Below are 14319 nucleotides of genomic sequence, written 5' to 3'. Positions count from 1 at the left end.
TTCATTCCTTCTTGGTTGCCTCTGCCTCTGCTTTCGCTTTTGCTTCCGCTTCCTCCTCCAACAGCCTGCGACGCAGCACTTTGCCCACCATCGTCTTCGGTAGACTGTCCCGGAACATATATTGGTGAGGCACTTTGTAGGCGGCCAAGCGCTCACGGCACCAGCGATCCAGCTGCATCGGCGAAATGTTCCACCCTTCCTTCAGCACTAAATACGCTCGCACCGTTTCCCCACGGTATGCATCCTTCACGCCTACAACCGACGCTTCCTTCACGGCCGGATGCTCGAACAGCACCTCCTCCACCTCGCGCGGATAGATGTTGAATCCGCCGGCGATAATGACGTCCTTAATGCGATCCATAATCGTAAAATAGCCCTCTTCGTCCATCGTCGCCAAGTCGCCCGTATACAGCCAGCCATCCCGCAGCGTCTGCGCCGTCTCTTCCGGGCGGTTCCAGTAGCCCTTCATAACCTGCGGTCCGCGTATGACCAGCTCGCCAAGCGAACCGACCGGCAAGTGCTCTCCGGTCGCCGGATCGATGACCGATGCTTCCGTATCGGGAAAAGGCAGTCCGATTGTTCCGATCTTGCGCAGCCCCCAGATCGGATTGGCATGGGTGACGGGCGACGCCTCCGTCAAACCGTAACCTTCGATGAGGCGCCCGCCGGTCAGCGCCTCGAACTGCTCTTGCACCTCAAGCGGCAAGGCGGCCGAGCCGCTGATGCACACATTGATGGAAGAGAGGTCAGTCCGCGGAGCATCCTTGTGGTGAATGAGGGCGACGTACATCGTCGGCGCGCCGGGAAAGATCGTCGGACGCTGCTCCTTGATCGTCCGAAGCACCGTATCCGGCTCGAAGCGCGGCAGCAGCACGAGCGTGCCAGCTCGCAAGACCGACATATTCATAAGGACGGTCAGGCCGAATACGTGGAAGAGCGGAAGCGCCGCGAGAAAACGCTCCTTGCCGTCCTGTGCCTTATAGCACCAGGCCGACGTCTGCATCGTATTGGCGACCAGATTGCGGTGCGTCAACATAACGCCCTTCGGCGTTCCCGTCGTGCCGCCTGTATATTGAAGCGCGGCAAGCTCATCCCCCTTCGGCAGCTCGGGGAGCAGCACAGTAGAGGACACCGAGCTAAGCAGCTTGCGATAGGCAATGACGCCATCCTTGCCGTACTCGATATGGATGCGAATACCGTCCTTGCGCTGCTTGAGCGGGTAGAGCAGATTTTTCGGAAAAGGCAGGCCATCCTTAATCGAAGTAATGATGACATGCCGCAGCTGCGGCAGCGGTCCGTTCTCCGGTTGCTCGCCGCGAACGCGGGCAATACGCCCCGCCAGCAGATCGAGCGCAATTAGCGCAACAGCGCCGCTGTCGGCAAGCTGGCTTTCGAGCTCCCGCTCCACGTACAACGGATTCGTCTGTACGACGACGCAGCCTGCGAGCAGGACTCCATAATAAGAGACGACCGCCTGCGGGCAATTGGCCAGCATAATCGCCACGCGTTCGCCCGGCGAGATGCCGAGTCCTACAAGACCTTGCGCAAGCTTAACGGCATTGGCATGCAGCTCACGGTACGTCATCGTTTTGCCCATGAAATGAACGGCTGTATGATTCGGATAATGATTAACGGCGTTCAAGAGAAATTGGACGATGTTTTGGTCCGGATAATCGAGCGAAGCAGGTATTTCCTCGGGATAGTGACGCAGCCATGGACGCGGAAGCGGTTCGGATACGGCGGAGTGGACGGATTCAGCATCTGCCTGATCGACAGTCGGCTGCTCACTTGGTAGTAGCGGGTCCTGCGGTCCGAGCGGTTCCATTGACGCTCTCCCCCTTTATACGACATAGTGCTCACTTCGGATGACGCGTCCCGCTATTCCCCGCTTCAGCGCGATCGTATCGGCAAGCGGCGCACGCATCAGTTTTTTCAAGACCGATAGTTGCATCTGCAGTCCGTCTCCCTGCTCCATTGCTGCAAGGGCAAGCTTCGCAATCGACTCGAGCCTCTCCATTGATTCCTGCACGAACACTTCCGTCATTGCGGCTGCATGCTCGAATTTGTCCGATACGCCAGCGCCTCCCGCCGTGTTCAATTTCTTCGTCCTAAGCATCGCACTCTCCATCGCGAACAGCTCGATCATCATATCGGCCAGCGAGCACAAGATCTCCTGCTCCTCCTCAAGCCGAATGCCAAGCTTCTGTAAAGCCAGCCCTCCAACGGCGAGAAAAGCTTTTTTACCTTGAGCGATGCGGTACGTTTCCTTGCTGAGCGGCTCGTCGAATGTCGGCAGCGGCATTGGCTGTGTCAGCTCGGCTTGCAAGGCGCGCGCTTTGCGCAGGAGCGGAAGCTCGCCTTTGAGCGCTTTTTTCATCAGGGTGCTTGGTATGAGCATGCGGTTAATTTCATTAGTCCCTTCGAAAATACGATTAATTCGCGAGTCGCGGTATATCCGCTCGACCTTGTACTCCTTGATGTAGCCGTAGCCGCCATGAATTTGGACGCCCTCATCCGCCACGAAGTCCAGCGCTTCCGACGCGAACACCTTCACGATCGAGCATTCCAACGCATATTCGCTGATCGCTGCCGCAATCCGGCTGCCCGCGTCGGCAGCGCCTTCTCCAGCAACTTCCTCGGCCGACGCCCCGCTCAGCATACCGTCAATCCAACCCGCCGTCCGGTACACCATGCTCTCCAGCACGTACGTCCGAATGTTCATGTCCGCAAGCTTCGCGCCTATAAGCGGATACGAAGAAATCGGTTTGCCGAACTGCTTGCGCTCGTTCGCGTATTTGGACGCCAGCTCAATCGTTTCTTTCGAAGCGCCTAGACAGCCCGCGCCAAGCTTGAAGCGGCCGATGTTCAATATATTGAACGCGATGCGGTGGCCTTTGCCGATCTCGCCTAGCACGTTTTCAACCGGCACTGGCACATCCTCGAAAAACAGCGGGCAAGTGGAGGAACCTTTGATGCCCATCTTATGTTCCTCCGGCCCGATGCTGAAGCCTTTCATCCCCCGCTCGACGATAAACGCCGTAAAATATTCACCATCTACCTTCGCGTATACGATGAACAAATCGGCGAAGCCGGCGTTCGTAATGTAGAGCTTCGAGCCATTCAGGATGAAATGCTTGCCGTCCGGCGACAACCGAGCCGTCGTCCTAGCGCCTAATGCGTCCGAGCCGGAAGACGGCTCGGTCAAGCAATACGCCGCGATCCGTTCGCCCGTAGCGAGACTAGGCAGATACTTCTGCTTCTGCGCCTCCGTGCCGAAGAACACGATCGGCAGCGTGCCGATGCCCGTATGCGCGCCGACCGACAAAGCGAAGGACGAAGCGCGAGACAAAGTCTCGGCGAGCAGCGTCGTGCTTACCTTGTCTAGGCCTAGCCCGCCGTACGATTCCGGTATGTCCGCGCCGAGCAAGCCAAGCTCGCCCGCCTTCCTCATCAGCTCCACCGTCAGCTCATAGTTCAGCGCTTCGATATCCGCATCGCGCGGCAACAGCTCCGCCTCCATGAATTGCCGGGCAGCGTCTCCCATCATGACCTGTTCTTCATTAAAATCCTCGGGCGTCACGACCGATTCCGGCGTGCTATCTTCGACGACGAATCTGCCGCCGAAACGTATCGTTTCCGTCATGCCGATGGCCTCCCCTCAATCGTTTTCTTCCTTATTCCACTTCGCCATACACTTCAATCACGCCAGCGGCACCCATGCCGCCGCCGACACACATCGTTACGACGCCGATTCCTCCGCCGCGCCTTCGCAGCTCATGAATAAGCGAGACGGTCAGCTTCGTTCCCGTGCAGCCGAGCGGATGACCGAGCGCAATGGCGCCGCCGTTTACGTTGACCCGTTCTGGGTCGATGCCGAGCTGTTCGATGATCGGCACGCATTGCGCGGCGAAAGCCTCGTTCAGCTCGAACAAATCTACTTGTTCGAGCGTAATGCCCGCTTTCGCAAGCGCCTTCGGCACGGCTTCGATTGGGCCGATGCCCATGACCTCCGGCGCAACGCCGGCTACGCTGTAGCCGCGGAAAGCTGCGAGCGGCGCAAGGCCAAGCTCGGCGGCGCGCGCCCGGCTCATGACGATGACGGCAGCAGCGCCGTCGCTCATCTGCGACGAATTGCCCGCGGTGACCGTTCCTTCGCGGGCAAAGGACGGCTTGAGCGGGGCGAGCGTCGCGACCGTCGTCTCTGCTCTGACGCCTTCGTCCGTATCGAAGGTGAAGCTCTTCTCCCACGGTCGGCCCGCGTCATTGACGCCCGATCTCGTCGCGAAGATCGGGACGATCTCGTCCTTGAACTTGCCAGCCGCGATCGCTGCCGCGGCCTTCGCATGGCTGCTCGCGGCGAAAGCGTCCTGCGCCTCGCGCGTCACGCCATAGCGGCGGGCCACCTCCTCGGCGGTGTGGCCCATGCCCATGTATACCTCCGGCATCGAATCGACGATGCCCGGATGCGGCGAGAGCTTGAAGCCGGTCATCGGCACATGGCTCATGGTTTCGACGCCGCCGGATGCGATGGCATCCGCCTCGCCGAGCCGAATGCGCTCGGCCGCATAGGCGATAGCCTGCAAGCCCGACGCGCAGAACCGGTTCACGGTGACAGCAGGCGTCGTCACCGGCAGCCCCGCATACAGCGATAAAACACGGGCAACGTTAAGTCCCTGCTCTCCTTCCGGCATTGCGCAGCCAATAATGACGTCCTCGATCTGCTCCGGCGTTACGCCGGGCGCACGGGCCAGCGCCGCTTGCAGCACCGCGCGGCCCATATCCTCGGCCCGCGTCTCGGCAAGGCTGCCTTTCTTCGCCTTGCCGACCGCCGTGCGCACAGCGGACACAATGACCGCATCGCGGTCATGATCAACAAACAACGGTAAATCAGCCGACATCGTTCCCTCCCCCTTCACTTCGTAATTGCTTTAATTGCGAAGCGGCTTGCCTGTTCGCAGCATATGGCTCATCCGCTCCTGCGTCTTCCTCTCGCCGCACAGGCTGAGGAAGGCCTCACATTCCAAATCGAGCAAATATTGCTCGCTCACTGCAGCGTCTGCCCGAACGTCTCCTCCGGCCAGCACATGACCAAGCTTGCTCGCAATCAGCTCGTCGTGCTCACTAATATGACCGCTTAGTCTCATTGCCTGCACGCCTACCTTGAGCACCGCCTTGCCCTCCCGCCCGGCAACCCGTATGCTCTGTTCGGCTGGCGCGACATACCCGGCGCGGTCAAGCTCCAGCACCGCCCGCTTCGCCTCGGCAATGCGTGCATCCTGCCGCATAATGACCGTATCCTGCGGCCGCATAAAGCCGAGCTTGCTGACCTCGAAGCCGCTCGATGAAGCTTTGGCCAGCGCAATCGTCTCGAACAACGCGTTCAATTGCGGCTGCAAATCTGCTCCGGTTGCCGTTCGCGAAGCTGCAAGCGCCGCCGCTTCCTTGCTGCCGCCACCAGCGGGAATGAGACCGACGCCCGTTTCGACCAGTCCGAAATACGTCTCCGGCGAATAGATGATCCGGTCGGCAGGCAAGCACGCCTCCACCCCGCCGCCTAGCGTCATCCGATGCGGAGCCGCGACGACAGGACGATCAAGCCGCTTAAGCTGCAGCATGCTGCTTTGGAAATAGCGGATGATATCCTCGACCTCATCCCACTCCCCGTTCTGTGCCTCCATGAGCAGCAGCATGAGGTTGGCGCCGACACAGAAGTTGCGGCCTTCATTGGCTATGACCAAGCCGCGCCAATTGCTGGCGACCTCGGCCGCGCTCAGGCGGATCGCCGACAAAATATCGCCGCCGATCGCATTGTTCGGCGAATGGAACTCCAGACAGGCGACATCATCGCCAAGGTCGATCAAGCTCGCGCCGGACGTAGCGAGAATCGTTCGACCGGACGCTTTTAACGCGGTTAAGGAAATCGAATCCGATTCCCGTTCTTCCAGTTTATAGGATGTACCCGCTGCGTATGACCGAATATTGTCCTCTTCCTTGTAGAAGCTCTCATGTCCGGCTTCCAGCAGCTCCGTCACCCAAGCAGGAACGTCATCCCCCTCCGCCTTCATGCGTGCTACCGACTCGCGCAGTCCGATCGCATCCCATAACTCGAACGGCCCAAGCTCCCAGTTGAAGCCCCAGCGCATCGCGCGGTCCACGTCTGCAATGGAGTCGGCGATCGCATGAAGCTGCGCCGCCGAGTATAGCAACGTCCGCTTAACCGTTGACCACGCGAACTTCGCATAACGGTCGGACGGATTGGTACGCAGCAGCGCGCGCACTTTCGCCGCTGCTCCCTTGGCCGACTTCGACGCATCAATGATCGGAGAGCTCACCGCTCGCTGTGCTCCATACTCCATCGTGCTAAGATTCAGCGATTCAATAACGCTGCCTCCCGCCCCCTTCACTTTGCGGTAGAAGCCCGCTCCCGACTTCTCGCCAAGCCGACCTGCGGCAACCAGCTTCTCCAGCAACGGCGGCCGCGCAAAGACCGCTTGCTCCGCCGCATCCTCGCTCCGTTCCCTTACATTGTCGACGACATGGAGGAGCGTATCGAGTCCGACGAGGTCGAGCATGCGGAACGTCGCCGTCTTCGGCCTCCCCATAGCCGGTCCGGTGAGTGCATCCGCTTCCTCCACCGTCAGCTCGAACGCGAGCGTATCCTCAAGCGTGACGAGCATGCCATAGGAGCCGATCCGATTAGCAATAAAATTAGGCGTATCCTTCGCAATGACGACGCCTTTACCCAGCCGTTTCTCGCATATGTCCTTAAGCAGCGCTACAACGCCGGCATCCGTGCTTGCCGTTGGCACGATTTCAACGAGCTTCATATACCGCGGCGGGTTGAAGAAGTGCGTCGCCGCGAAGTGACGGCGAAACTCCTCGCTAAGTCCCGCAACCATCGCCCCAGCCGACAGCCCGGACGTATTCGTGCTCACCAGCGTGCCCGGCCTCCGTACCGAGGCAATCGCTGCAAGCACTTCACGCTTCACATCAAGCCGTTCGACGACGGCCTCAATGATCCAATCCGCATCACCGAGCGCCGCCAGATCATCCTCCAGATTTCCCGGCTTGATCCGTGTCACCCAAGCGGCATCGTAGAGCTGCGCCGGCTGTGCCTTCGCCATGCGAGCAACGGCAGCAGATGCCAATCGGCTGCGCACCTTAGCATCCGCAAGCGTAAGCCCCTGCCGCTCCTCCTCCGCCGTAAGCTGCCGCGGTACGACATCAAGCAGCAGGACGCGCATGCCCGCATTCGCTAGATGGGCAGCAATACCTGCCCCCATTACACCTGAGCCGATAACGGCCGCGGAACGGATGGATGCGGCGGTTTTTGGCAGCCCTTGCCCTTTTGTAGACATAGCCTGAATCCTCCCCTCATGCTTCAGAAAGTTGTAACTAACAGCAGATCACATTCGCTCCTTGCTCCGTTGCAGACTATGCAACAGAACAGCTTACCATCGCCTCCAGTGATTAACTCCGTTGTACAAAGTGCAACTGATTCTCCGATATCAGCTCGAATGCAGCACTTAACGCATAGGTCAGTTGCAAAAACTGCAACGACGCCGACTAAATCACGCTCCTCAAATCCGTTCTGTTGCAGTTTCTGCAACGTGGAACGACAATCAAGCGATCAACAAGTGTCCATCGAGCATCTAACCATAGACGAACTAGCCCACTGTTTTTCCGCGGAAGCGCACATTTCAACAAATGTCATTTATTCGCCGAACACACTTTCCGCAAGCAGCTCCGCCACGTCCCTTGCTCGCACAATTTCACCGTCATCGTCGTCCGTCAGCGACTTGAGCCCATCCTCCATCATCGTCAAGCAATACGGGCAAGCCGAACTGATGACGGTAGGCTTCACCGCCAGCGCCTGCGCGGTGCGGGCATAGTTGACGCGAGTGCCTGAGCGTTCCTCCATCCACATCATCCCGCCGCCGGCACCGCAGCACATTCCGTTAGCGCGCGAACGCTCCATCTCCTTTAACGCGACGCCCGGTATGGCTCGAAGCACATTTCTCGGCGCTTCATACGTATTGTTATAGCGTCCCAGGTAGCAGGAGTCATGATACGTAATCGTCTCATCAAGCTCATATACGGGCTTGATCGTCCCCTCTTCCACTAGCTGCGCCAGCAGCTCCGTATGATGCTCGACCTTCACATTTGGACTTAAGCCAAAGTCGGGATATTCGTTTTTGAACGTGTTATACGTATGCGGGCATGCGGTTACGATACGATTAATGCCGTATTTGGCCAGCGTCTCGATATTGCCCTGACACAGCTCTTGGAACAGCAGTTCATTGCCAATCCTTCTTGGCGTATCGCCCGAGTTGCGTTCTTCCGCGCCAAGCGTCGCGAAATCTACTTTTGCAGCATGCAGCAGCCTTACGAGATCGAACAGCACGCGCCTGCTGCGAGAATCGTATGCCCCCATCGAGCCCGCCCATAAAAGCATTTCCGGCATATGACCTTGCCGCTTCAGCTCCTGCATCGTCGGCACGCGAATGCCGGTTTTTCGCTCGCATTCGTCAATCCAGGCAGCGCGCTCGGCGCGAGGCAGCCCCCATGGATTGCTCTGCCGCTCGATATTTTGCAGCGCTCGCTGACCGTCAGACGGCAAGCTTCCTTCCATTAATACAAGATAGCGGCGCATATCGATAATTTTGTCGACATGCTCATTACCGACTGGGCATTGCTCCTCGCAATTGCGGCAGGTTGTGCAGGCCCACAACTCCTCCTCGGTCATTACATCCCCGATCAACGCCGCGTCCTCCGGCTTCACGCCGTCGCGCTTCACCCATGCCTGCTCCTGTGCCGCCATCGTCGGCTCAATCGTCGTCGCGCCAACCGATAGAGCAGCATCGTCCCAGGAAGGGAGAACCGCCCCCATTGTATGAGCCGCAGCGGCCGTTTCCCTAGACTGCCACAGCCCAGCAGGCAACCAAGGCGATTTGGACGTAATGGCCGCCCCCTTCTCGGTCAAATGATCTCTTAGCTTTACGATCAAATGCATCGGCGACAGCAGCTTGCCGGTGCTGGCAGCGGGGCATACGTTCGTGCATCTTCCGCATTCGACGCAGGCATACAGATCGAGCAGTTGCTTTTGCGTAAAATGTTCGATTTTGCCCGAGCCGAACGATTCCGCCTCCTCGTCCTCCAGATTGAGCGGCGTCAGCCGTCCATGCGCATCTCCTCTCCGATAAAGCAAATTAACAGGAGCCGTCAACAGGTGAAAATGCTTCGACTGCGGCACATAAACAAGGAAGCCCAGCAGCACTAGAAGATGCGTCCACCAAAACAGCTCAAACCCCACATCCGCCATCGCGCTGTGCGGCTGAATCCCCATCCATTGCAACGCAATGGATAACGGCTCACTTACAGGCGCATAAACATCGGACACGACGTGTCCCTCGCTTGCCAGCCTCTCGAACGATAAGGAGAGCAGAATCGACAGCATAAGCGACCCGATGAACCACATGACCAGCGACGGCTTCCAGCCCCGCTTCAACCGCGGAAGCCTCTCTCCATACCGCCTGAACGCTCCGTACAAAACAGCGAGCAGCACAAGCGACACCGTCAGCTCCTGCATCCATGAGAATGGACCGTACACCTGCCCTGGGATCGGCAGCGGTTCGCCGCCTCTCAGCCCCTTGGCAATGAGGTCGACAGCTCCGAATTGGAGCAAGATGAAGCCGTAAAAATAAACAAGATGCATCAAGCCGCTCCGCAAGTCCCCCAGCAGCCTGCGATGTCCAAATACGTGAGCAAAGAAGCTGTTGTTGTTGTCGTTGTCTCGTCTCGGACGGTAACGAATGAAATGGTACGGGACGCCCAGCCTCATATAGCCTACGCGCCTTAAGACGACGACAACGAACATCGCAACCGCCAATACGACAAGCGCTGCAAAAAAGATCCATCTCGAGGCGGTCGCAATCTGCTCCCAGCTCCAAGCGCCGTTTAGCGTCATAAGTCGCCCCCTTTCTGTTCCGATACAGCTTAGCGCAATGAAATGGGACAAGTAATAAAGCGCTTACATAAATAGCCGCGGTGCTCCATGTATATGAGCCTCACGGCGCGAACATGCAGGGGAAACGTCAATTGCCTGCGGTCTATTCGTCTTCGCGAATACATATGGTAGCAATGATGGGACAATGCCGAGGGCCGATATGGGATAAGCAATGTTCGGCTTTGCCGCTTGCATATGAACGGCTGTTGCCGTCCTCATGCGGCAGCGGCGTGTCTAATACAGGAATAAGCGAGGGGAGCTTCAATGTTAAAGATCGTGGTGCTGCTCAAGCAAACATTCGATACCGAGGAAAAAATCATCGTAACAGGCGGAGGCATCGATGACAGCGCGGCCAAGTTCATTATTAATCCTTACGACGAGTATGCGCTCGAAGAGGCCATTCGGTTGCGGGATCAACATGGAGGACAGGTCATCGCCGTCGCCTGCGGATCAGAACGGACGCAGGATGCGCTGCGTACGGCGCTTGCCGTTGGTGCAGACGAAGCGATCCGCTTAAGCGATGACGGAAGCTTGGGCGATGACGGCTATGCGGCCGCATCCGCACTAGCTTCGCTTGTACAGCCGCTTGAGCCCGATCTCGTGCTGGCGGGCTTGTTCGCGGTTGACAGCGGCGCCGGCAGCGTAGCGCTGCAGGTCGCAGAGCGTCTTGGCCTGCCGCATGCTTCCGCGGCGGTCAAGGTAAGCATTATCGCCGCAGCGGAGCATGCGGGCTTACGCGCCGCGCTCAATGAAGTTGACTGCGAGGCCGAGCGCTACGCGTTAGTCGAGCGTGACGTCGAGGGCGACACCGAGACGATAACGATTCCGCTGCCGGCGCTTATTACAGCCCAGCAAGGACTGAACGAGCCGCGCTATCCATCATTGCCGGGCATTATGAAGGCGAAGCGCAAGCCGCTCCGAACGGTGGCTCTGTCCGAGCTGGCTATAAGTATTGAGGCAAGGACGGTACGCTCCGGGCTATCCGCTCCTCCTCCCCGCGCTGCGGGCAAGACGCTCGCGGGCACTCCCGCGGAGCAAGCCGCAGCGCTGACCGAGCTGCTGCGGACAGAGGCGAAGCTGCTTTAAATTATCGTGCAAAGGAGTTGCCTACCTATGTCTAGAACGATACTCGTTTTTGCCGAGAGCCGCAGCGGCAGCCTGCGCCGCGTCGCGCTTGAGGCGCTCGGCGCCGCAAGGCGCCTGGCAGGCAAGGACGGCGAGGTTCACGCCGTTCTCGCCTGCTTCGGCGGCGCGGCGGAAGAAGTCGCCGCGCTCGCTGCGCGGGGGGCGGACGTCGTGCACATTGCCGACGATCCTTCCCTCCGCGCTTACGCGCCCGAGGCGTACATCGCCGCCATCGGCGCCGCCGTTGCCACGGTGCGGCCGGATGCGGTGCTGCTCGGCCACACCTCCATGGGGCGCGAGCTCGCGCCTCGCGTGGCCGCGGCCCTTGGCGCCGGCCACATCGCCGACGTCACCGCCATCGAGGACTCCGGCGATGATGGCGGCGACGTCGGCTTCATCCGCCCGCTCTACGCCGGCAAGGCGTTCGAGCGGCGCAGCTTCGTGCCGGGCAGACCGTGGGTCGTCACGGTCCGCCCGAACAACCTGCCTGCGGCCGAGCCGCTGGATGCGGCCGCTGGCCATACGGCTGCCGTGAAGGAGCTCCCCTTCACGGTGCCGCCGCTTTATACCGCCGTGCGCGGACTCGTCCGCCGCACGAGCGGCCAGCTCGATCTCGCCGAAGCCGACGTCGTCGTTTCCGGCGGGCGAGGCGTGCGCAGCGCAGCGGGCTTCGAGCCGCTGCATGCGCTCGCGTCCGTGCTCGGCGGCGCGGTCGGTGCCTCCCGCGGCGCCTGCGACGCAGGTTATTGCGACTATGCCCAGCAAATTGGGCAGACCGGCAAAGTCGTTACGCCGCAGCTCTATATCGCCTGCGGCATCAGCGGCGCCATCCAGCACCTGGCCGGCATGAGCCAGTCGCGCGTCATCGTCGCCATCAACAAAGACCCCGACGCCCCTATCTTCGGCGTCGCCGACTACGGCATCGTAGGCGACCTCTTCGAGGTCGTTCCGCTGCTAACCGCCGAGCTCCAACGCGCTCGCGCATAAACATCAACACCTTTTAACCCCTTTAGCACACTCTCCCTTCTACTCAGGAAATAACAATCTTCCTGAGCTAGAAGGGAGAGTTCTCCCTCTTTCTATCGTACCCCCCTCTTACCATCACCGTTCACACTGCTCCTCCTACTCCCTAAGCTTGGTCAACTATACGTTTTTATCCCTTTATCACACTCTCCCCTCTACTCAGAAACCATCCGCCAGCCTGCTTCCATCCCATCTTCATTGCCCCTCTAACGTTCGTCCTGATCTAAAGGGAGAGTGAGATAATGCCGATTTCAGCCTTGCCTCCTCCTCTTCTTCCCGACCTAACGGGAGAGTGCGATAAAGCCGATTTTAGAGCTTCCTTCATTTCCACAGCCCTAGACTCTACAAAACAAAAAAAACAGCAAAGCTAGGTATTCCCTTGAGATGCCGGCTCGGATTGAGCTCTGGCTTTCGTACAAGGAACAGCTAGATCTGCCGTTTCATATTTCGTATCGGAGTTCATTTGTTTATGCGTAATCGATTCGGATTTCCCGGATGCAGTCGGGTGACTCGAAATATTCGTCGTGGACCGCGTTAGTGACGGGGTAAGCGCGCATCAGATAGGTATCCATTGCTTCCAAGTGCTTGCGTAAGCCGGCGAATTCCGTCAGCTTCGGATCGAGCCAATCTTCAATTCCTTCTTCATCTAAAATAACGGGAACGCGGGGCTGCCATACGGACATCGCTCCCGAAGAGGCCGCTGTAATGATGGTGAAGGCGCGAACCTCTTGTCCTCTCGTATCCTTCCACGAATCATATATAGCAGCGACGCCGAATATCGGTTGATTCGGGAGGACAACATGCATCGCCCTTGGGTCGCGCTCCTGCCCGATTTGCTTGCGGCCGAAGAAGCCGCTGCAAGGCAGGACGCAGCGCTGCTTGCGAAGCATCCGATCCAAAAACGGCTTTTGAGACAACGTCGTATGATCGGCATTCACCGAATCCTTCGCCCAAAACGGAAATAGCCCCCATCTTGACTCCTGCATCGTGYGTTGTCCAAAGCGATCGTTCATAACAATCGACACGTTCTGCGTCGGCGACACGTTGAACCGATTCGTATACCCCCGAACTACTTTACTTACTTGAAACATCTCCACCATATCGCCAATTTCTCCCGTTAACGAAAACCGTTCAATCATCGCGCACTCTCCTTCAGCGTTGTTGAAACCAGTTTTTGTTAGCTGAAGGAAAATTATTCATGAACATCGTTAACTACTACATCGTGAATCGCTTGCGGAATTTGAGCGGCGGCATGCCTGTATTGGAGGCGAACAGCCGCGAGAAATGCGGCGTCTGTCGAAAGCCCGTTTCCTCCGCTACGCGAGCGATCGTCCAGTCCGTCTTAATGAGCAGCAGCTTGGCCTGATCCAAGCGATAATACAGCAAATATTGCTGCGGGGTACAGCCGAACACCTCAGTCATCGAGCGTGTAATGTAATTGGTATGAAGCTGCAGCACCTCGCTCAGCATCGTATTGCTGATCGGATTGCGATAATTAAGCTTTAAATATGCGGCAGCCCTCTCCGCGACGGATACAGCAGCCTTCGCCGCATCCGAGCGCCAGCCCTCGTCAAGCATTTGCAGCAAATGCAGAAACCGTTGCTGACGATCCCAGAAAGCGCCATGCGACGAGCTCTTAGCCGCCTCATGCAGCTGAGAGAATATAACCTTGGCCTCATCCGGATACGTAAGCTTCATATGCTTCGGCAGCCGAATCGCATATGTATAATAGTCGCCTCGGAGCGAGCCCGTCTGGCTGCCCTCCGTCTCTTCCCACGCGCCGACTGTCTGAAAATGAACCCAGTCAAACACCGTATTTTCCGAGCAAGGCTTCGTTGAATAATGCCAACGATCGGGGCGCAAAATGAGCACGTCTCCCGGACCTAGCGTCCATCTGCGATTTTCTTCGGCTACATGAAGCGACCCCTCGTTTACAAATAACAAATCAAATACGCCTAAGTTGGAACGATTCGGATGCTCCTCGCCAACTCGATAGGTTAATCGATTCGATTCTATAAAAAATGGCAGCGGCGGCGAACGAAATGTTAGCAATAATTCCTCTGTCAACCTGATCTCTCCCATTAGCATCTTATATGACCCTTGCAACTACTGCCATGTTACTTGAAATCGGATTCAATTGTCTATATCAAACAACAAATAAGCAG

General features: G+C 58.1%; 9 protein-coding genes. 2 read left to right on the top strand and 7 right to left on the bottom strand.

What is annotated here, in order from left to right:
- Position 1: 1 nt before the first annotated feature.
- The 5 genes from AB4Z33_RS01355 to AB4Z33_RS01335 form a co-directional block, all read right to left on the bottom strand.
- Positions 2-1825, bottom strand: a complete 1824-nt coding sequence (locus AB4Z33_RS01355; RefSeq protein ID WP_442048161.1) for a long-chain-fatty-acid--CoA ligase — start codon at positions 1823-1825, stop codon at positions 2-4.
- A gap of 15 nt (positions 1826-1840) precedes the next feature.
- Positions 1841-3643: an acyl-CoA dehydrogenase family protein gene (locus tag AB4Z33_RS01350; RefSeq protein WP_442048160.1), complete on the bottom strand. Its 1803-nt coding sequence runs from the start codon at positions 3641-3643 to the stop codon at positions 1841-1843.
- 31 nt (positions 3644-3674) lie between these two features.
- Positions 3675-4898, bottom strand: a complete 1224-nt coding sequence (locus AB4Z33_RS01345; protein ID WP_442048159.1) for an acetyl-CoA C-acyltransferase — start codon at positions 4896-4898, stop codon at positions 3675-3677.
- A gap of 30 nt (positions 4899-4928) precedes the next feature.
- Positions 4929-7358 (bottom strand): 3-hydroxyacyl-CoA dehydrogenase NAD-binding domain-containing protein, encoded by a 2430-nt coding sequence (locus AB4Z33_RS01340; RefSeq protein WP_442048158.1) that lies wholly within the window; start codon positions 7356-7358, stop codon positions 4929-4931.
- Positions 7359-7714: 356 nt separating this feature from the next.
- Complete coding sequence (locus tag AB4Z33_RS01335) at positions 7715-9967, bottom strand: heterodisulfide reductase-related iron-sulfur binding cluster (protein WP_442048157.1); 2253 nt, start codon at positions 9965-9967, stop codon at positions 7715-7717.
- Positions 9968-10270: 303 nt separating this feature from the next.
- Here AB4Z33_RS01335 and AB4Z33_RS01330 point away from each other — a divergent pair, with 303 nt between their 5' ends.
- Positions 10271-11092 carry an electron transfer flavoprotein subunit beta/FixA family protein gene (locus tag AB4Z33_RS01330; protein WP_442048156.1) on the top strand — a complete coding sequence of 274 codons (822 nt, stop codon included), beginning with the start codon at positions 10271-10273 and terminating at the stop codon, positions 11090-11092.
- Between the two features lie 27 nt (positions 11093-11119).
- Entirely contained in the window at positions 11120-12118 is a 999-nt protein-coding gene (locus tag AB4Z33_RS01325) for an electron transfer flavoprotein subunit alpha/FixB family protein (protein WP_442048155.1), read from the top strand.
- A gap of 503 nt (positions 12119-12621) precedes the next feature.
- Here AB4Z33_RS01325 and AB4Z33_RS01320 read toward each other — a convergent pair.
- Together AB4Z33_RS01320 and AB4Z33_RS01315 are read right to left on the bottom strand one after the other, a co-directional pair.
- Positions 12622-13293 (bottom strand): SOS response-associated peptidase, encoded by a 672-nt coding sequence (locus tag AB4Z33_RS01320; protein WP_442048154.1) that lies wholly within the window; start codon positions 13291-13293, stop codon positions 12622-12624.
- 76 nt (positions 13294-13369) lie between these two features.
- Entirely contained in the window at positions 13370-14221 is an 852-nt protein-coding gene (locus AB4Z33_RS01315) for a helix-turn-helix domain-containing protein (protein ID WP_442048153.1), read from the bottom strand.
- Positions 14222-14319: the final 98 nt, after the last annotated feature.

Source organism: Paenibacillus sp. 2TAB19 (assembly GCF_052115185.1).
Taxonomy (GTDB): domain Bacteria; phylum Bacillota; class Bacilli; order Paenibacillales; family Paenibacillaceae; genus Pristimantibacillus.
This window is presented reverse-complemented; position numbering and strand designations above follow the sequence as displayed.